At 62.8% G+C, this 19,990-nt stretch carries 17 protein-coding genes, 1 tRNA gene and 1 riboswitch; of the genes, 17 read left to right on the top strand and 1 reads right to left on the bottom strand.

The window, feature by feature from the left end; all coding sequences use genetic code 11:
• Position 1: 1 nt before the first annotated feature.
• From AACH87_RS09975 to AACH87_RS10035, 13 genes are all read left to right on the top strand, one after another.
• Positions 2–688 (top strand): response regulator transcription factor, encoded by a 687-nt coding sequence (locus AACH87_RS09975; protein ID WP_338798663.1) that lies wholly within the window; start codon positions 2–4, stop codon positions 686–688.
• A 152-nt stretch (positions 689–840) separates the two neighbouring features.
• Positions 841–2,151: a HAMP domain-containing sensor histidine kinase gene (locus AACH87_RS09980; RefSeq protein WP_338798911.1), complete on the top strand. Its 1,311-nt coding sequence runs from the start codon at positions 841–843 to the stop codon at positions 2,149–2,151.
• Positions 2,152–2,515: 364 nt separating this feature from the next.
• Positions 2,516–3,481 carry an ABC transporter substrate-binding protein gene (locus AACH87_RS09985; RefSeq protein ID WP_338798664.1) on the top strand — a complete coding sequence of 322 codons (966 nt, stop codon included), beginning with the start codon at positions 2,516–2,518 and terminating at the stop codon, positions 3,479–3,481.
• 22 nt (positions 3,482–3,503) lie between these two features.
• Entirely contained in the window at positions 3,504–4,349 is an 846-nt protein-coding gene (locus tag AACH87_RS09990; protein WP_338798665.1) for an ABC transporter permease, read from the top strand.
• A 10-nt stretch (positions 4,350–4,359) separates the two neighbouring features.
• Positions 4,360–5,139, top strand: coding sequence for an ABC transporter ATP-binding protein (locus tag AACH87_RS09995; protein ID WP_338798666.1), 780 nt, complete (start codon positions 4,360–4,362; stop codon positions 5,137–5,139).
• 159 nt (positions 5,140–5,298) lie between these two features.
• Positions 5,299–6,048 carry a histidine utilization repressor gene (gene hutC / locus AACH87_RS10000; RefSeq protein ID WP_338798912.1) on the top strand — a complete coding sequence of 250 codons (750 nt, stop codon included), beginning with the start codon at positions 5,299–5,301 and terminating at the stop codon, positions 6,046–6,048.
• 294 nt (positions 6,049–6,342) lie between these two features.
• Complete coding sequence (gene hutH / locus AACH87_RS10005) at positions 6,343–7,899, top strand: histidine ammonia-lyase (RefSeq protein ID WP_338798667.1); 1,557 nt, start codon at positions 6,343–6,345, stop codon at positions 7,897–7,899.
• Between the two features lie 41 nt (positions 7,900–7,940).
• A complete protein-coding gene (hutU, locus tag AACH87_RS10010; RefSeq protein ID WP_338798668.1) occupies positions 7,941–9,707 on the top strand; it encodes a urocanate hydratase in 1,767 nt (588 codons plus the stop codon).
• Positions 9,708–9,784: 77 nt separating this feature from the next.
• Positions 9,785–10,411, top strand: a complete 627-nt coding sequence (locus tag AACH87_RS10015) for a HutD family protein (RefSeq protein WP_338798914.1) — start codon at positions 9,785–9,787, stop codon at positions 10,409–10,411.
• 66 nt (positions 10,412–10,477) lie between these two features.
• Entirely contained in the window at positions 10,478–11,782 is a 1,305-nt protein-coding gene (hutI, locus tag AACH87_RS10020) for an imidazolonepropionase (RefSeq protein ID WP_338798669.1), read from the top strand.
• 5 nt (positions 11,783–11,787) lie between these two features.
• Positions 11,788–13,287 (top strand): formimidoylglutamate deiminase, encoded by a 1,500-nt coding sequence (locus AACH87_RS10025; RefSeq protein ID WP_338798916.1) that lies wholly within the window; start codon positions 11,788–11,790, stop codon positions 13,285–13,287.
• A gap of 27 nt (positions 13,288–13,314) precedes the next feature.
• Positions 13,315–14,130 (top strand): N-formylglutamate deformylase, encoded by an 816-nt coding sequence (gene hutG / locus AACH87_RS10030; protein ID WP_338798670.1) that lies wholly within the window; start codon positions 13,315–13,317, stop codon positions 14,128–14,130.
• A gap of 149 nt (positions 14,131–14,279) precedes the next feature.
• Positions 14,280–14,498 (top strand): hypothetical protein, encoded by a 219-nt coding sequence (locus tag AACH87_RS10035; protein ID WP_338798671.1) that lies wholly within the window; start codon positions 14,280–14,282, stop codon positions 14,496–14,498.
• Between the two features lie 73 nt (positions 14,499–14,571).
• On the opposite strand, the gene asd is transcribed toward AACH87_RS10035, so the two are convergent.
• Positions 14,572–15,417 carry an archaetidylserine decarboxylase gene (asd, locus tag AACH87_RS10040; RefSeq protein WP_338798672.1) on the bottom strand — a complete coding sequence of 282 codons (846 nt, stop codon included), beginning with the start codon at positions 15,415–15,417 and terminating at the stop codon, positions 14,572–14,574.
• A 137-nt stretch (positions 15,418–15,554) separates the two neighbouring features.
• Positions 15,555–15,642, top strand: a riboswitch (cyclic di-GMP riboswitch).
• A 115-nt stretch (positions 15,643–15,757) separates the two neighbouring features.
• Here asd and AACH87_RS10045 point away from each other — a divergent pair.
• From AACH87_RS10045 to AACH87_RS10060, 4 genes are all read left to right on the top strand, one after another.
• Positions 15,758–18,139: a S53 family peptidase gene (locus AACH87_RS10045; RefSeq protein WP_338798673.1), complete on the top strand. Its 2,382-nt coding sequence runs from the start codon at positions 15,758–15,760 to the stop codon at positions 18,137–18,139.
• Between the two features lie 389 nt (positions 18,140–18,528).
• Positions 18,529–18,789: a translation initiation factor IF-1 gene (gene infA, locus AACH87_RS10050; protein ID WP_338798674.1), complete on the top strand. Its 261-nt coding sequence runs from the start codon at positions 18,529–18,531 to the stop codon at positions 18,787–18,789.
• Positions 18,790–18,953: 164 nt separating this feature from the next.
• Positions 18,954–19,030 (top strand) — tRNA-Pro (locus tag AACH87_RS10055).
• A gap of 133 nt (positions 19,031–19,163) precedes the next feature.
• Complete coding sequence (locus AACH87_RS10060) at positions 19,164–19,937, top strand: heparan-alpha-glucosaminide N-acetyltransferase (RefSeq protein WP_338798675.1); 774 nt, start codon at positions 19,164–19,166, stop codon at positions 19,935–19,937.
• Positions 19,938–19,990: the final 53 nt, after the last annotated feature.

Here is a 19,990-nt window from a genome sequence, read left to right on the forward strand (position 1 = left end):
CATGCATCGGATTTTGCTTATCGACGACGACGAACAGCTGGGCCCTCCACTGGCGATTTATTTCCAGCGGTTTGAAATGGCCCTCACCCATGCCCTCAAGCCCAGTGAGGGCCTCTCCCAATTGGGGCAGGGTGGTTTTGATGCCGCCATCCTGGATGTGATGCTGCCCGAGATGGACGGATTTGAACTGTGCCGCACCATACGCAAGCAAAGCGACCTGCCCATCATCATGCTCACGGCGCGAGGCGATGTGATGGACCGCGTTGTGGGGCTGGAGCTGGGGGCGGATGACTACCTGCCCAAACCGTTCGAACCGCGCGAACTGGTGGCCCGCATGCAGACAGTGCTGCGCAGGCGCCGCAGCAGTGTGCAGGCAGAGCCTGGAGACATTCTCAAGTTTGAAGGGTTGAGCCTGGATACCAGCCGCCGCAGCGTGATGCGGCAGGGGCAGCCCGTGGAGCTGACAGGAACAGAGTTTGACTTGTTGCACCTGCTGGCCCGGGAACCGGGCCGCGTTTTCAGCCGCGACGACATACTGAGCCAGCTGCGAGGGCACGATGCTGAGCTGTACACCCGGGCCGTTGATATTGTGGTGAGCCGCCTTCGCAAGAAGCTCGAGCCGCTGGACTGCATCAAGACCCTGCGCAACGCGGGCTACGCACTTGCCCTGCGCAGGGTGCAGGCGTGAAAGGGCTGGGTTGGCATCGCCGTCGCTCCCGCGCACGGTGGAGTGACACGGCGGCTTTGCGAGCCGCGGCCACGCCCAAGGCGGGCATCAGACCCTGCCCCTGGCATCGGCGCACGCGCGATGCTGTGGGTTACTCCTTGCGTCTGCGGCTCATGCTGGTGTTCACGGTGCTGGCGTTGGCCATGACCATCATCTTCCTGGGCGGGGTGCAAAAGGCTATTGCCATGGGCTGGCGTGAGGCCGCGCGGCCTCTTCTGATGGACTATGTGGACCGCTTGGTGGAAGAGGTGGGAACACCGCCGGACATTGAGCGCGCCCGGGCCATCGTGAATCGGCTGCCGATCCACATGCACATTGCGGGCCCGAAGGTGAATTGGGATTCACACCCCGAGCAGCCCCGACCCGAGTGGATGAGCCATGCGGTCCGGTCCGACAAGCGCTGGCTGGCTGAGGTCGATGGGCAGAAACTGCTGCAACGGGTGACGGAGGATGGTCACACCATCGTCTTTGGGCTGAACGCCATGACCTGGGAGCAAAAACCCCGCATCGCCTGGTTCACGCTCACGGCGCTCCTGCTTCTCACAGCATTTGCTTACGCCTGGGTTCGCCGTCTTCTGAGCCCCCTGGAAGATATCCGGCAAGGCGCACGGCGCTTTGGTGCGGGTGATTTCTCGCAACCCATCGCCTTGCCGCCCACACGTCGGCCTGATGAGTTGCACCAGTTGGCAGCCACCATCAACACCATGGGTGAAGACATCCACCAAATGCTGGAAGCCAAGAGGGCGCTGCTGCTGGCTATGAGCCATGAGTTGCGCAGTCCCCTCACGCGTGCCCGTCTCCATACCGAGCTGTTGCCCGAGAGCGCCGATACCCAGCCCCAGCGGGACGCATTGTTGCGCGACCTGGGGGAAATGGCGCGGCTGATTTCTGATTTGCTCGAGAGCGAGCGCTTGGCAGGACGTCACGCGGCGCTTCATCGCGAACCGGTAGACCTGCTTTCGCTGGCGCGCGAAGTGGTAGAGGAGTTGTCGGCTCGCCATTCGCATGCCCATCACGTGGCTGTGCGCACCGATGGGCCAGCGGATCAAATGCCTTTGCTGCCGCTGGATCGCTCGCGCATGCGGTTGCTGCTGCGCAACTTGCTGGACAACAGCCTGCGCCATACCGACCCTGCCTTGCCTCCCGTGGAGTTGCACTGCACTTGGGATGCCGCCGGTGCCGTGGTGGTGCGCGTGCGCGACTATGGCCCGGGTGTCGATCCAGAACACCTCTCGCGGCTGGCAGAGCCTTTCTTTCGTCCAGATACGGCGCGTCAGCGGGCTACGGGGGGCGTGGGGTTGGGGCTGTACCTTTGCCGACTGGTGGCGCAGGCCCATGGCGGCTCCTTGCACTTCAGCAATGCGGCCCCCGGCTTGCTGGTGCGGGTGGTGCTGCCGCCTGCCAGCAGCACCAGTCCTGCCTGACGGCTGCGCTGCAGCTTCTCATCCCCAGGTATCCGTTTCCGCCGGGTTTGCACGCACCGCTGCGGTGCGTTGCAGTCAATGCGCCGGACTTTTATTGCCTCAGGCTGAAACTGGCCTCCAGTGCTTTTGAATCAAGCGTGGGCAGCTATCAAAAGAGTAGCAAATCAAAATCTTTGAGAATTCAATGCGGTGTTGCTCAGGCTGGCCTTGTTCTTGCTGAACAAGTGCAGCCTGGTGTTCTGGAGGTGTCGTTGGTACTTACCCTGTATAGACAGGTATGTCCTGAGTGCCATCATGATGAACCGGCAGGAGCTTGGTGCCGTCCGGACAGGCAACCCACATTTTTTTCAGACAGGAGCAGATGATGACTCGATCGGTGATGAAGATGGCAAAGCTGGCAGCCGCTGCGGCGTGCGCATTAGTGGTTGCGGGGCAGGCAGTGGCCCAGGACACCAAAATCGTGCTGGGCATGTCGGGCTGGACGGGCTTTGCACCGCTGACATTGGCCGACAAGGCAGGCATCTTCAAGAAGAACGGGCTGGATGTGGAGATCAAGATGATTCCGCAGAAAGACCGCCACCTGGCACTGGCCTCCAAATCCATCCAGTGCGCCGCCACCACCGTAGAGACGCATGTGGCCTGGAATGCCAACGGCGTGCCCATCGTGCAGATCTTCCAGATGGACAAGTCCTACGGCGCTGATGGAATCGCCGTGCGCGGCAACATCAACAGCTTTGCTGACCTCAAGGGCAAGACCGTCGGGGTGGATGCGCCCGGTACCGCGCCTTACTTCGGCCTGGCCTGGATGCTGAGCAAGAACAGCATGAGCCTCAAGGATGTGAAGACCACCACCTTGTCCCCCCAGGCTGCTGCGCAGGCTTTTGTAGCAGGGCAGAACGATGCTGCCATGACCTATGAGCCCTACCTGTCTACCGTGCGCGAAAACCCCGGCGCGGGCAAGATTCTGGCCACCACGCTGGACTACCCGATGGTGATGGACACCGTGGGTTGCGATCCTGCCTGGCTCAAGGCCAACGGCAAGGCCGCGCAGGCCTTGGCTAACTCTTACTTCCAGGCGCTGGACATGATCAAGGCCGACCCAGCCAAGTCCAACGAGATCATGGGAGCCGCCGTCAAGCAGACGGGCGAGCAGTTTGCGAAGTCATCTTCTTTCTTGCGTTGGCAAGACAAGGCGGCCAACCAGAAGTTCTTTGCCGGTGAACTGCAGTCTTTCATGAAAGACGCCACCGCCATCCTGCTGGAGGCAGGCATCATCCGCAAGGCGCCGGATGACCTGAATGCGACCTTTGACGCGAGCTTCATCAAGTAAACAGAGAAAAGAAGAACGCGCCATGTCTGCCGTGCAACCCCTGTCTGTGTCTGAGCCCGACACCAAGATCCATGCCACTGCCCGTCGGCGTTCGCTGGCTCCGCTGGAGCCCGTGAGCAGCCGGGCCCGCTGGATGCTGGGCCTGGCCTTTTTTGCCCTGTTTGTGGCGGTGTGGGCGTTCTTCACGCTGGGGGGCTTTGTGTCTCCCACCTTCCTGGCCAGCCCCGTCACCATGGCCAGAGAAGGCTGGTCGCTGTTCACCGAATACGGGTTCATCAAGGACATCGGCATGACCATCTGGCGGGTGGTCGGTGGCTTCGTTCTGGCGGCCGTCATTGCCGTGCCCCTGGGCATTGCCATGGGTGCCTACAAAGGCATCGAGGCATTTTTTGAACCCTTCGTCTCGTTCTGCCGCTACCTGCCTGCGTCTGCCTTCATTCCGCTGCTCATCCTGTGGGCGGGCATTGGCGAGATGCAGAAGATTCTGGTCATCTTCATCGGCTCGGTGTTCCAGATCACGCTGATGGTGGCCGTCACCGTAGGTAGTGCGCGGCGTGATCTGGTGGAGGCTGCCTACACCCTGGGTGCCGGGCACCAAGGCATCGTGCGCCGCGTGCTGATCCCCGGTGCAGCCCCCGAGATTGCGGAGACCTTGCGCCTGGTGCTGGGCTGGGCCTGGACCTATGTGATCGTGGCCGAACTGATTGGCTCATCCAGCGGCATCGGTCACATGATTACCGACAGCCAGGCGCTGCTCAACACCGGCCAGATCATCTTCGGCATCATCGTCATCGGCCTGATCGGGCTGGTGTCTGACTTCGCATTCAAGGCGCTCAACCGTCGCCTGTTTGCGTGGAGCTTTATTTGAGGACGCACCCATGAGCCGAGTTTCCATTCAAGCGGTTTCGCGCATTTTTGAAACCACCCAAGGCCAGCGCACCCAGGCCCTGCTGCCGGTGGACTTTGAAGTGCGTGACAACGACTTCGTCACCATCCTGGGCCCTTCGGGCTGCGGCAAGTCCACCCTGCTGCGCATCGTGGCAGGGCTGGACCACGCTACGAGCGGCCGTGTGCTGCTGGACGGCGCACCGGTGGAAGGCCCCGGTGCAGACCGGGGCATGGTCTTCCAGAGCTATACCCTGTTCCCGTGGCTCACCATTGAGCAGAACATTCGCTTTGGCCTGCGCGAGCGCGGCATGCCCGAAGCCCAGCAGAAAGAACGCGCTGCGTACTTCATCGCCAAGGTGGGGCTGCGTGGGTTTGAGCAGCACTTTCCCAAGCAGCTGTCGGGCGGCATGCAGCAGCGCACCGCCATTGCCCGAGCTCTCGCCAATGACCCGAAAATCTTGCTGATGGACGAACCCTTTGGCGCGCTGGATAACCAGACCCGCGTGCTGATGCAAGAGCTGCTGCTGGGCATCTGGGAGGCTGAACGCAAGACCGTGCTGTTCGTCACCCACGACATTGACGAGGCCATCTTCATGGCCAACCGTGTCGCCGTGTTCAGTGCGCGGCCCGGGCGCATCAAGACTGAGATGGCGGTGGACCTGCCGCATCCGCGTCACTACACCGTCAAGACCAGCCCAGAGTTCATGCAGCTCAAAGCCCGGTTGACCGAAGAGATTCGCGCAGAATCCATGGCTGCCGATTTGCACTGATTGCCTGAATTCTCCATGCCTGTCCGTTCCCCACGCCGCATCGCGGCCCCTGCCACTCCTGCCCTAAACACCTCTTCCGCCAAGCGCTCTGCAGGGGTGAAGGGGCGGCGGGCAACCCACGCCAGTGAAGGGCAGGGGGGAGCGGCGGCCAAGGGCGTGATGTCAAAGTCGGCCCCTGCGGCCACGTCCGCCATGGCGCTGTACGAGCAGGTCAAGGACTTCATTGCCCGCAAGATCCAGGAGGGTGCATGGCGCGCGGGGGACCGTCTGCCCTCGGAGAGCGAACTGGTCACCCAGTTTGGCATCTCGCGCATGACCGTGAATCGCGCCTTGCGCGAGCTGGCAGAGCAGGGGCGCATTGTGCGTGTGGCCGGGGTGGGCAGTTTTGTGGCGGAAGACAAGCCCCAGTCCACCCTGCTGCAGATTGCCAACCTGGCCAGCGAGATACGCCAGCGCGGGCACGACTACCGCTGCGATGTGCTGGCGGTGGAGCGAGTCTCCGCATCGCTGGAGGTAGCTGCTGCGCTGGATTTGCGCACCGGCGAGTCGGTGTTCCATTCGCTGTGCATTCATCGTGAAGACGGCCTGCCGGTGCAGCTGGAAGACCGGTACGTCAACCCCCGCCAGGTGCCCCAGTTTGCAGCGCAAGACTTTGTCGCGCTGCAGCCGTCCGAATACCTGGTGCGCAACGTGCCGTTTGATCAGGTGGAGCATGTGGTGGATGCCGTCATGCCCACTGCGGAGCAGGCTACATTGCTGGAGATGCCGGTGACCGAACCCTGCTTGCTGCTGACCCGGCGCACCTGGTCGCGTGGCGTGCCCATCACCGTGGTGCGCTGTCTGCACCCGGCATCCCGTTACCGGCTGGGCAGCCGCTTCAAGGCCGATGGGAACCCGGCGGCGGGCTGACGCAGAGGGGCAGGGGAGTGCGCGCGTGTTCCTCTCCCGTGAACCGATTCGGAGATATCCCGGGGATGCCCTGCATAACCCTCGCGAGGCGGTGATAGTGCGGATCGGGATGGGCCACAAGGCGTCTTTTTGCGGCCAATAGCCCGGCTATTGGCAAGAAAAGCAACGCAGTGGACCGCCCGACGCCGTGCTATCACCGTCCGCAGGGAGTTATGCAGGACATCCCTAGGAATTGACCTCTTCTCAAGATCCATTTTTTCGCTGATACTTACCTGTATATACAGGATGAGATTTATGACCACCTCTACACCTCACAGCCCTTCTTCCTCCATCACGCTGGTGCCCGGTGCCGTCACCCTGGCCGAGTTGCGCCGCGTCCATGCCGGGGGCGTTGCCTTGCGTCTGGCCCCTGCTGCGCTGACGGGCATGCGCGAGGCGCAGGCCGTGGTGCAGCGCATCGTGGACGAGGACCAGGTGGTCTATGGCATCAACACCGGCTTTGGCAAGCTGGCGAGCACCAAGATTGCGCATGACCGGTTGGCAGAGCTGCAGCGCAACCTGGTGCTGTCGCACAGCGTGGGCACGGGCGATGCGCTGCCCGACGGTGTGGTGCGCCTCATTCTGGCCACCAAGGCCGTGAGCCTGGCGCGGGGGCATTCGGGCATTCGCCCTGCGCTGGTTGATGCGCTGCTGGCGCTGGCCAACGCCAACGTGCTGCCCGTCATCCCCGCCAAGGGGTCGGTCGGCGCATCGGGCGATCTGGCGCCGCTGGCGCACCTGTCCTGCGTGCTGATTGGTGAAGGCCAGGCCAAGTTGGATGGCAAGGTGGTGTCGGGTGCCGAGGCTATGCGCTCCATCGGCCTTGAACCCTTCGTGCTGGGCCCCAAGGAAGGGCTGGCCCTGCTCAATGGCACGCAGGTATCTACCGCGCTGGCCCTGGCGGGGCTGTTCGGGGCAGAGAACCTGCTGGCTGCAGGCCTGGTGGCAGGCTGCCTTTCGCTGGAAGCCATCAAGGGCTCGGTCAAACCCTTTGATGCCCGCATCCACGAGGCGCGCGGCCAGCTGGGGCAGATTGCCGTGGCGGCGGCGGTGCGCGCCTTGCTCGAAGGCAGCGAGATCGACCCATCGCACCCCAACTGTGGCCGTGTGCAAGACCCATACTCCATCCGCTGCGTGCCGCAGGTGATGGGTGCGTGCCTCGACAACCTGCAGCACGCTGCACGCGTGCTGCGCATCGAGGCCAATGCCGCATCGGACAACCCGCTGGTGTTCACCGACACGGGCGAGGTCATCTCGGGCGGCAACTTCCACGCCGAGCCCGTGGCCTTTGCGGCCGACATCATTGCGCTGGCGGTGGCAGAGATTGGCGCGATCTCCGAGCGCCGTATGGCGCTACTGCTCGATACAGGCCTGTCGGGCCTGCCCGCCTTCCTGATTCGAGACAGCGGCGTGAACTCTGGCTTCATGATTGCCCAGGTCACCGCCGCGGCACTCACGGCAGAAAATCAATGCTTGGCCAACCCCAGCAGCGTGACCAGCCTGCCCACCTCGGCCAACCAGGAAGACCATGTTTCCATGGCCACATACGGCGCGCGCCGTCTGGCAGACATGGTCAACAACGCAGCCGTGGTGGTGGGCGTCGAAGCCATGGCCGCTGCGCAGGGTATGGAATTTGACCGGTCGCTGAAATCCTCCCCGCTGATGGAAGCGCAGTTCGCCGCCATCCGCCAGCGCGTGCCCTTCCTGGAGCAAGACCGTTACCTCGCCCCCGACATCGAAGCCATGCGCCAGTGGGCTTTGCAGGCTGACTGGCCCGCACCGCTGCGCGCCTGTCAGCCCAGCTACGCCTGAGAGCCACCACCCCGTCCCGCCATATTCCCCAGGAGCCCACCATGAACGCCAATGACGCCATCATCGCCGCAGCAGCTTCCGCCCACACCGACCCGCGCCACGACGCCAGCCGGGTGATCCGCGCCCCCCGTGGCAGCGAGCTGACCTGCAAGAACTGGCTCATCGAAGCCGCTTACCGCATGATCCAGAACAACCTCGACCCCGAGGTGGCCGAGCGCCCGCAAGACCTGGTGGTGTACGGCGGCATTGGCCGTGCTGCGCGCAACTGGGAATGTTTTGACCAGATCCTCGCCTCGCTCAAGGATCTGAATGAGGACGAGTCGCTGCTCATCCAGTCGGGCAAGCCCGTGGGCGTGTTCAAGACCCACGCCAATGCACCGCGCGTTCTGCTGGCCAACTCCAACCTGGTGCCCAAGTGGGCCACGTGGGAGCACTTCAGCGAGCTGGATCGCAAGGGTCTGTTCATGTACGGCCAGATGACCGCGGGCAGCTGGATCTACATCGGCACGCAAGGCATCGTGCAGGGCACCTACGAGACCTTTGCCGAAGCCGGGCGCCAGCACTTTGGCGGCTCGCTTGCAGGCCGGTGGATCCTTACGGCAGGCCTGGGCGGCATGGGCGGTGCACAGCCGCTGGCCGCCACCTTTGCGGGGGCGGTGTCGCTCAATATCGAATGCCAGCAAAGCAGCATCGACTTCCGCTTGCGCACGCGCTATGTCGACAAGCAGGCGCGTGACATTGACCACGCGTTTGAGTTGATCCAGCAGCACACCGCAGCCAAAGAGGCCGTGTCGATTGCACTGCTGGGCAACGCCGCAGAAATCCTGCCCGAGCTGGTGCGCCGCGCCAAGGCGGGGGGCTTGAAGCCCGACCTCGTCACCGACCAGACCTCGGCGCACGACCTTGTCAACGGCTACCTGCCTGCAGGCTGGACGGTGGCCCGGTGGCGCGCCGCGCAGCAGGACGTGACCCAGCATGAGGTGCTGAAGAAAGCGGCCGCCAAGTCCTGTGCGGCGCATGTGCAGGCCATGCTGGACTTCAAGCACATGGGTATTCCGGTGGTGGACTACGGCAACAACATCCGCCAGGTGGCGTTTGACGAAGGCGTGAAGGACGCGTTCGACTTCCCCGGCTTTGTGCCCGCCTACATCCGCCCGCTGTTCTGCGAAGGCAAGGGTCCGTTCCGCTGGGTGGCCCTGTCGGGTGACCCGGAAGACATCCGCAAGACCGATGCCAAGATCAAAGAGCTGTTCCCCGAGAACAAGCATGTGCACCGCTGGCTCGATATGGCGGGCGAGCGCATCGCCTTCCAGGGCCTGCCCGCACGCATCTGCTGGCTGGGCCTGGGCGAGCGCCACATCGCGGGCCTGGCCTTCAACGAGATGGTGAAAAACGGCGAGCTCAAGGCCCCTATCGTCATCGGCCGCGACCACCTGGACACTGGCAGCGTGGCCAGCCCCAACCGCGAGACCGAAGGCATGCAGGACGGTACCGACGCCGTGAGCGACTGGCCGCTGCTCAATGCGCTGCTCAACACGGCGGGCGGTGCCACCTGGGTCAGCCTGCACCACGGCGGTGGGGTGGGCATGGGCTACTCGCAGCACTCGGGCATGGTCATCGTGGCCGACGGCACCGACGCTGCGGCCGAGCGCCTGGCGCGTGTGCTGGTGAACGACTGCGGCAGCGGCGTGATGCGCCATGCCGATGCAGGTTACCCCCTGGCCGTGGAAACCGCGAAGAAGCAGGGGCTGAAGCTCCCCATGATTGCAGGGGCTGAGGGGACGACCGGCGGGAAAGGAAAGAGCTGAGGCACGGGTGAATGTCTGCCACCGCGCTTGCCACCATGCACCCCCTGCCTGAACCTGCATCGCAGCCGGACTGCGCTGTGCACTGGTTTGACTTGCGTACGGTGCCCGCCACCCCGTGGAAGAACGGCGGTGGCAGCACCCGTGAGCTGGTGAGCTGGCCGCCCGGTGCAGGGACGCAAGCCTTTGCCTGGCGCGTAAGCGTGGCGCGCATCGCTGCGCCTGGGCCTTTTTCCGCGTTTCCGGACGTGGACCGGCAGATCATGCTGCTCGATGGGGACGGCGTCACGCTGTATGGCGAGCAGTCGGAGTTGTGCCACACGCTGCAGCAAAGATGGCAGCCCTGGAGCTTTGCCGGAGAACTGCCACTGGATTGCTGTTTGATCGGCGGGCCATCGACCGACTTCAACCTGATGGTGCGCAGAGGCCATTGGCATGGCGGCATGCAGGTGGTGCGCGACGCCTGCACCGTGGGCACCACAGGTGCCGGGCTGGTCATGGTGCTGCAGGGCCAGTGGGCCGTGCTGGGCAATGGCATGGCCCAGTTGCTGCAGCCGGGGCAGGGCCTGTGGTGGCCCGCGCCCATCGGCCCCTGCGTGCTGCAGCCTCTGCAGCCGCTGGGGCCAGAGGCCGCACACCCTCATCCGTTTGCTCCGGATGCACGGCCTGCGCTGGTGTGGGTGGATGTGCGCTCCGGTGATATATAGTCAAATCAGGCTGTAGCGCTTATCCATCAAGCGCAAGCAGCTATCAAAAAGAGAGTAATTGCGGCCATGACAGCGTTTGTTTCTCCACCTCTTGGCACGACTGCAAACGGTACGACTGCTGACGGCAGCAGTGCAACCGGCGCCAGTGCAGACGGCATCTGGCACGGGCTGCAGCTGGCGGAAGGCCTCGCGGTGGCAGACGCTGCCATGGCTCCCACGGCCCGTGCCAGCATCGTGGTGCAACAGGGGCAGATCCGGTGGGTGGGGCCTGATGCCGCTGTGCCACCCGCCTGGCAGCATTTGCCGCACAGGCAAGGTGCTGGCGCTCTCGCGACCCCAGGGCTGGTGGATTGCCATACCCACCTTGTCTACGGGGGGCAGCGTGCCAACGAGTTCGCCATGCGCCTGGCAGGTGCTACGTACGAAGAAGTTGCCCAGGCTGGGGGCGGCATCGTGTCCTCCGTGAAGGCCACGAGTGCCGCGACCGAGGACGAGCTGTTCGCCCAGGCCGCGCCGCGCTTGCAGGCGCTGCTGGCTGAAGGCGTGTGCGCCATCGAAATCAAGTCAGGCTACGGGTTGGCGCTGGAGCACGAGCGCAAGCAACTGCGCGTGGCCCGCCGCCTGGGCGAGGTGTTTGGCGTGACGGTGCGCACCACCTTTTTGGGCGCACACGCTTTGCCGCCCGAATATGCGGGGCGCAGCCAGGACTACATCGACCTCGTCTGCAACGACATGCTGCCCGCGCTGGCTGCCGAGGGGCTGGTGGATGCGGTCGATGTGTTCTGCGAGCGCATTGCCTTCACTCTGTCCGAGACCGAGCAGGTCTTCCAGACTGCGCAGTGGCTGGGCATTCCCGTCAAGCTGCATGCCGAGCAGCTCTCGGACATGGGGGGCGCGGTGCTGGCAGCGCGCTACGGTGCGCTCTCGTGCGACCACATCGAGCATCTGTCGGCAGAGGGCATCGCGGCGATGAAGGCCGCAGGTACCGTGGCCGTGCTGCTGCCAGGGGCCTACTACACGCTGCGCGACACGCACCTGCCGCCCATCCAGGCGCTGCGCGATGCGGGTGTGCCCATGGCGGTGTCAACCGACCACAACCCCGGAACCTCGCCCGCCCTGAGCCTGCTGCTGATGGCCAACATGGCCTGCACGCTGTTCCGGCTGACGGTGCCCGAGTCGCTGGCGGGCGTCACCACCCACGCCGCGCGCGCGCTGGGCTTGCAAGACTCGCACGGTTTGATCGCATCGGGGCGGCCCGCCAATTTTGTGCTCTGGCCTGTGGCCGCTGCTGCCGAGCTGGCCTACTGGTTCGGCCACAAACCCCCTTGCACCATCGTGCGCCAGGGGCGCGTGTACGGAGACGCTGCATGAGCGCCATGACGCACCAACTGTTTGCTGCCGATGCGCTGCTGCCCATGGGCTGGGCGCGCAATGTGCTGTTGGCGTGGGATGGGGCAGGGCGCATCACCCAGGTCACGCCCCATGCTGCCGCCCCTGCTGGCGTGGCCACCGCGGCAGGCCCGCTGCTGCCCGGCATGCCCAACCTGCATTCGCATGCCTTCCAGCGCGCGTTTGCGGGCCTGACGGAATACCGCGGCCAGGCGCAAGACAGCTTCTGGAGCTGGCGCAACCTGATGTACCGCTTTGCCCAGCGCATCACGCCCGAATCGCTCGAGGCGATTGCCACCTGGCTTTACATCGAGATGCTGGAGGCGGGCTACACCAGCGTGTGCGAATTCCATTACGTGCACCACGACACCGATGGCCGCCCTTATGCCGACGACGCCACCTTGTCGCTGGCCCTGTTGCGTGCGGCGCAGACGGCGGGTATCGCCATCACACTGCTGCCCGTGCTGTACCAGACCAGCGGCTTTGGCGCGAAGCCGCCCCGGGCTGACCAGGCGCGCTTCATCCGCAGCACGGACAACATGCTCTCATTATTAGAGCGTCTTGCGCCCGCTGCACAAGCGCAAGCGGCTGTTTTGGGCTTGGCTCCGCATTCGCTGCGCGCTGTGCCGCCTGACAGCCTGACCGCTGCCGTGCAGGGAGTCACGGCGCTCAACCCGCATGCTCCCATTCATATCCACATTGCCGAACAGACGCAGGAGGTTCAGGACTGCATCGCCTGGAGCGGTCAGCGCCCCGTGCAGTGGCTGCTGAACCATGCGCTGGTGGATGCGCGCTGGTGCCTGGTGCATGCCACGCACATGACGGAGGACGAATACGCAGGCGCGGCGCGCACCGGCGCGGTGGCCGGCATCTGCCCTACCACCGAGGCCAATCTGGGCGATGGCATCTTTGACATGCCCCTGTGGCTACAGCACGGCGGGCGCTGGGGCGTGGGCTCTGACAGCCACGCCTGCGTCAATGCGGCGGAGGAACTGCTGATACTTGAATACGGCCAGCGTCTGTCGCGCCGCCAGCGCAATGTGCTGGCGTCTGAAACCCACGCAGAAGTAGCCACGGCCATGACGCTGCAGGCCCTGCAGGGCGGGGCGCAGGCGTCGGGCCGCCTGGGGGTTGGGGCTGGGGCTGGGGCTGGGGCTGGGGCTGGGGCTGGGGCTGGGGCTGGGGCTGGGGCTGGGGCTGGGGCTGGGGCTGGGGCTGGGGCTGGGGCTGGGGCTGGGGCTGGGGCGGGCATTGCAATCGGTCAGCCAGCGGACTGGGTGGTGCTGGACGCGCAGCACGTCGCGCTGCAGGGGTTGCCCGCACCCTCTATGCTGTCCGCCCATGTGTTTGCTAGCCACCGCACGTCGGCTATCCACAGCGTGTGGGTGGGCGGCCAGTGCCGCGTGGCACAAGGCCGTCATGCGCTTCATGAGCCCGCTGCCCGTGCCTTTGTGGCCGCGCGTGCCGCCACGGTCGCGGCTGATTGATTATTTGAACCTCTGCTTTGAGTCTTTATGTCTGAAACCGCACCCCCTCCTTTTCTTTTTCATCAGGGCACGCAGCCCCTGTTGGTTTCCATGCCACACGCAGGTACCTATGTGCCTACCGCATTGGCTGAGCGCTTTACGCCCGAAGCCCGCCAGGTGCCCGATACCGACTGGCACATGGAGCGTTTGTACGCGTTTGCCAAAGACATGGGGGCGTCTATCCTGGTGGCCACGCATTCGCGCTACGTGGTGGACCTGAACCGCCCGCCCGATGGTGCGAGTCTGTATCCGGGCCAGAGCGTGACGGGCCTGTGCCCGGTAGACACGTTTGACGATACGCCAATCTACGCGGCAGGCGATGTACCGGACGACGCAGAGATTGCCGCCCGGCGCGATGCGGTCTGGGCGCCATACCACGCCCAACTGCGCTCTGAACTGGACCGCATTCGGGCCCAGCATGGTGTGGCCATGCTGTGGGACGCACACTCCATCCGTTCGGTGCTTCCACGTTTTTTTGAAGGCAAGCTGCCCGACCTGAACCTGGGCACGGCTGATGGAGCGAGCTGTGACCCTGCACTGGCGCAAGAGCTGCTGAGCCTTGCCAAGGCGGCCCACGGATACACGGCAGTGCTCAATGGCCGGTTCAAGGGCGGCTACATCACCCGCCACTACGGCGAGCCCGAACAGGGCGTGCATGCCGTGCAACTGGAGATGACGCAGAGCAGTTACATGCAGGAGGCCTTGCCCTTTGACTACCTGCCTGAGCGTGCCGAGCGCATTCAACCTGTGCTCGAACAGATGCTGAACGCTGCACTGGCCTTTGCCCGCAAATCGCATATGTAGCGATTTGCTCAGTCTGTCTGCCGGGGGGCTCTTTGCTTGTGCTAACCCGGCTGCGCATGCGATTGAGGTGCTACCATGCAGGCAGACGTTAGCCCCGCAGTGGGGCAGGCCCGGTGGCTCCGCCACCGATGCGGGAGGAGCCGCAGACCATGCACGATGCGGCTTACTACTACATGCCCTTGTTTCGCCCCGGAGCAGCCGTTCTATGGGGCTCCCGCCAGGAGACCGTGAGCCACGTCGTGCTGCGCCGATTTGCACTGATGGTGTATCTGCGTGGGCATGACTCACCAGTGCATCCTGAATCCCTGCAATTGGCACCCACGGCTTTTTGCCTGACCCGTCAACCAGACCGCGACTGCGGGTACTGAACGGTACGGAACACTTCTTACCGACCTCTGGTGAGCCTGCTCACCAGAGAACAAGACACTGTGCCGTTGTGAATCAGCGGCGTTGCGCCATGACCTCGCCCAGCCGAATCGGCCGCGCGGGCTCCCATGCCGGGTTGAATTGCATGGCTCCCTTGGGGAAAAGCATCACCACCGTGGAGCCGAGCAGGAAGCGGCCCATCTCCTCGCCTTGCTGGAGGTGGACCTGGCCGGGGGCATAGTCCCACCGACGCAGTTGCCCGGTGCGGGGCGGGTTGACGAGTCCGTGCCACACGGTGGCCATGCTGCCCACGATGGTGGCGCCCACCAGCACCATGACGAAGGGCCCGTTCTCTGAATCAAAAAAACACACAACGCGCTCATTGCGGGCGAACAAACCAGGCACCCCCCGTGCCGTGGTCGGGTTGACTGAGAACAAGTCACCCGGGGCGTGCACCATATGGGTCAGTTGCCCTGCACATGGCATGTGGATGCGGTGGTAGTCCCTGGGGCTCAGGTACAGGGTGGCAAAGTAGCCGTTTTCAAACACGGCGGCCCGCTGGGCATCTCCACCCACCAGCGCCGTCGTGGAATAGGCATGCCCTTTGGCTTGAAACACCTGGTCCCGTTCAATCCGACCGAACTGGCTGATCGCCCCATCGACAGGGCAGATCCACGTCGCATCTGCCAACGGACGTGCCCCCGGCTTCAGAGCCCGTGTGAAGAAGTCGTTGAAGGTGGCGTACGACGCTGGGTCGGGGTTTGCCGCCTCGGCCATGTTCACGTTGTAACGAGCGATGAATTTCTGAATGGCTGTTGTCGTCCACCTGCCGGCCCGCGCGCGGGCGAGGCGGCCCGCAGTGGATGTCAGAGCCTGCTTGGGAAGCAGGTATTGGGGTAGCACGGCAAGGCGATCAGACAAGGGCTATTCCTTCAAGGCTGTGGTTGCGGGCCATTCTAAGCGTGCGAGGGTGAATGCACGACGGAATGCCAGTCATTCTCATTTGATGAAAATGATGTAAATGCTATTGACGCAATTGAAACAAGTAATTACATTTACATCCATCAAGGCACACCCGAGCGAAAGCCGGGGTCGCAAAGCCTCCGGTCTAAACCTGTTTATGGGCATGACAGCGGGGTTGCCAGCGCAGCGGATCTCCATGAGGCCGTTGATGAGAGCGCTCCATGCCACGAACGTGGCGGCTGAACGAGACTCTCGCTGAACGTGCCTTGTATTGATGCAGCCCTGTTTGGAGTCATACATGCACAGTTCATCCATCATTGGTTTACCTCCCGCCTCGCGTGCCACCCGATGGCTAATGAGCGGTGTTGTGGCGGCAGCGCTGGCTGCCTGCGGCGGGGGCGGTACGGATCCGGTCGCTCAGGCACAAGCAGAGATTGCTACGACCACCACCACTCTGCATCTGGACGGAGCGGAGGTTGGTACGGCAGATCCTGCCTTGCTGGCCAAGCCCACTTTCCACGTGGCCCCTGTGGTTCTCACGCCTCCTGACGACGTTGATGAGCGTGAGGCCAACGCCTCTGCCTTCATGGCCCCCAAGGCCCAGGTAGTGCCTTCTGAGCTGCGGTCGCTGTCGACGAAGCGGTTGACGATTGAAGCCCTGGAAGTGGCGCGCACCAAGGGCGCTCAAGCGGTCAAATCGGCTGACGGTGAGTCAGCAACTCCCTTGGCTGGAACCGGCGTCGTAACAACCTATACAGTGGCCCAGATGCGCGCAGCTTACGGCTTCCCGGCGCTGCCCGCTGTGGGCTCGGTTCCCACGGGTGCCCAGGCTGCCCAATTAGGCGCTGGGCAGACGATCTATATCGTTGCCGCCAAGCACAATCCCAATGTGGCGGCCGAGTTGGCAGCGTTCAACCAGAAGTTTGGCTTGCCCAACTGTGCTGTGCGCACTCTCGCACCTTCCACATCCTTGCCTTTGGCTGCTGCCTCGGCTTCTGGATGCGAATTGGTGCTTGCCTACAGCACAACCACAGGCACTTTGACTTCCACTCCGCCCGCCTATGACTCTGGCTGGGCAACCGAGATTGCGCTGGACGTTCAATGGTCCCACGCCATGGCTCCCCTGGCCCGCATCGTGCTGGTCGAGGCGCCTGATGCATCGGTCAACAGTTTGGCCTACGCCATTCGTCTGGCGAATTCCATGGGCCCCGGCGTGCTGTCCATGAGCTTCGGGGCGCCGGAAGGCACATGGACTTCATCGCTGGATTCCTTGTTCACCGGCACCAACATGACCTACTTGGCCGCCACAGGAGATAACGGGGTCAGTGTGATGTGGCCATCGGTTGCCTCCAATGTGCTGGGTGTAGGAGGGACCTCCCTGACGTACACAGGCACGGGCACCCGTTCTGAGGTGAGCTGGTCTGGCACGGGCGGAGGCACGAGCGCTTATGTCCCCACTCCCACGTACCAGCAATCCGGACTCCCGGGTGTTGGATCGGTGGCGCGTCGTACCGTGGCCGATGTGGCCATGAATGCAGACCCTGCCACTGGCAATTACGTTGCGGTGATTGCCCAAGGCAGCACCACCGTGCAGTGGATCAGCGCGGGCGGGACGAGCCTGTCTTCGCCCATGTGGGCTGGCTTGGTTGCTGTTGCTAACGCCACCCGTCTGCAAGCATCCAAGCCGCTTCTGGGTGGATCAGCTCACGCTACCTTGTACTCGCAGATTGGCGCAGTGCCGGGCAACTACGCCAGTGGTTTTGCTGATATCACTTCGGGATCGCACGGCACTTGCAGCACCTGTGCAGCTCGCAGTGGCTACGACCAGCTCAGCGGTTTGGGAACGCCGAATGCTGGCAGCTTGATCAGTCTTCTGTCGGGTGCCTCAGCCCCTGCGGTACCCCCATCGGTAACGCCTGCCACGATCACAGGGCAAGTGGGGACTCCGGTCTCGTTCACTGTCTCGGTGACTGCACCGAATCCGCTGACCTACTCCTTGAGCGGTGCGCCTTCCGGTATGGTGATCAGCACGACGGGTGTTGTGACCTGGTCTACACCCGTGGCAGGAAGCTACGCAGTCACTGTCGTTGCAAAAGATACGAAGACCGGTCTGACGGGGCAGGGCGTTTACACGGTGAACATCGCCCCGCCACCTAGCGCGCCAGTGGTGGCGGGCGGCACCATTTCTGGCAAGGTGGGCGTTGCCCTGTCATTCAGCGCTGCGGTGGCTTCGTCGAACCCCATCACCTATTCCATGACAGGTGCCCCAGCGGGGATGACCATCAATTCCACTACAGGCATGGTGAGCTGGAGTTCACCTGTGCTGGGAACCTACTCGGTGGTGATTACCGCCAAGGACACCAAGACAGGTCTTTCAGGCAAGGGTACCTATTCGGTACAGATCGCCACCTCTGCACTGACCATCACTGCGCCAGCGATGACTGGTGTGGCGGGCAAGGTGTTGACTGGCACGATTGCGATTTCCGCGCAACCAGGCACCTCCCTTTCAGTCTCCATCACGGGCGTGCCTTTCGGTATGGGCTTCTCCATCAGCGGAACTACGATCACCGCGACCTGGCCATCGCCCGTCACGGGTAACTACCAGCTCACGGTGGTGGCGAAGGACTCGGCGGGCAGAACTGCTCAGGCGTTGGTGCCCATCACCATCACTGCGAAGTAAGCACGAAGTTTTGTACTTTTAAAGGCGGCAGGGAGCTCTGACGGGCATCCCTGTCGTTTTGTTTTGTCTGAATCGCTTTACTGTGTCACCAAAGATAAGGGATTGAGTCGCCTGCCCGGGCCCTCGCATGCAGCGTTTCCTGGAGAATAGGCAAAAGTGTGGCAGCGCAGTACAATATGAGAGCTTGTGCACAGCGCCTTGCCTGTTCATTGAAGCCGTCTCATCCAGGCCTCTTTTCATTCTGATCTGCGCCCCGGGTGCAGCGACTCACCCGCCTGCTAGGCACCGGATTCGGTACTGGAATTGATACTTCCGTGGCCGACCGGCGGATGCCCGCATGTGCAGCGCGCAAATTATTGACTCATTACCGAGACCACCAAACCTACCTCATGGCCAAAGAAGAACTTATCGAAATGCAGGGCTCCGTCACTGAAGTGCTGCCCGATTCCCGTTTCCGCGTGACCCTGGACAACGGACACCAGCTCATTGCTTACACCGGTGGAAAGATGCGTAAGCACCACATTCGCATTCTGGCTGGCGATAAGGTTTCTCTGGAAATGTCTCCCTATGACCTGACGAAGGGTCGCATCACTTTCCGCCACTTGGCAGGACGTGGCCCAGGTCCTGGCCCCTCGGGTGGCAACCGCTGAGTTTTTTCTCAGCGGCTTAAATCCAGCATATAATTTAAAGCTCTTCAGTATTTGGTTAGTTCGCTGGCAAATCACTGATCTGGTCATCTCGTAAACAAGAGTGTTTTCAAAAACATTGTTGTTTGGCCAGAAACCTAGAAAAAACAGGTTAGAATACGAGCTGTCGGAGCGTAGCGCAGCCTGGTAGCGCATCTGCTTTGGGAGCAGAGGGTCGCGAGTTCGAATCCCGCCGCTCCGACCATTGTTTCAAAGGGTCTGCAACGCAAGTTGCAGACCCTTTTTGCATTGTTTTTCGGTCGGCACAACATCTTCCAAGTTGTGCCCACATGGACTTCGTCTGTTTTCAGGCTTGGACAGGCATTTTTTCAACTCCCATGACCGCCAGCCCATCACTCTCCCATCGACCGACTGTCCGCTACCCCATCGTGGATCAACTGCGGGGCTTCGCCATGGTGTGGATGACCTTGTTCCACTTTTGTTTTGACTTGGCCCACTTTGGGTTGTGGTCTCAAAACTTTCGTCTGGATCCGTTCTGGACTGGGCAGCGCACAGTGATCGTCAGCCTTTTCTTGTTCTGCGCGGGGCTGTCGCAAGCCATTGCCGTGCAGCAGGGGCAGGCTTGGGGGCGCTTTGGGAGGCGATGGCTGCAGATTGCGGGATGTGCCTTGCTCGTGAGCATAGGGTCTTACATCATGTTCCCGCAAAGCTATATCTACTTTGGGGTTTTGCACGGCATGGCCGTCATGCTTGTGCTGGTTCGCTGTTCAGCGAATGGTGGACATTGGCTCTGGTTAGCTGGCGTATTTGCGCTCTGTGCGCCCTCGTTGGCTGCCCACCTGTTGACTCATGATTTCGCCCATTGGGCCCCTGTATTCAATGGGCGCTGGCTCAATTGGCTGGGTCTGGTCAGCCGCAAGCCGTTCACTGAGGACTACGTGCCTGTCTTCCCTTGGGTAGGGGTGATGTGGCTGGGAATGGCTTCGGGTCAATGGGCTTTGCGCTACAAGCCCAGCTGGCTGCAATGGTCAGCGCCGCGTGGGTGTGCATGGCTGGGGGTTCTGGGGCGGTGGAGTCTCAGCTACTACATGCTGCATCAGCCTGTTTTGATCGGCGGCTTGATGGCGGTGCTGTGGTTTGTAAGCCGTTGAAGCTGGGCCTTCGGTGAACCGACCTCGTCCCCGTCAGCTCATCAATAAAAAAC

The sequence above is a fragment of the Acidovorax sp. DW039 genome (assembly GCF_037101375.1).
Lineage (GTDB): Bacteria > Pseudomonadota > Gammaproteobacteria > Burkholderiales > Burkholderiaceae_C > Acidovorax.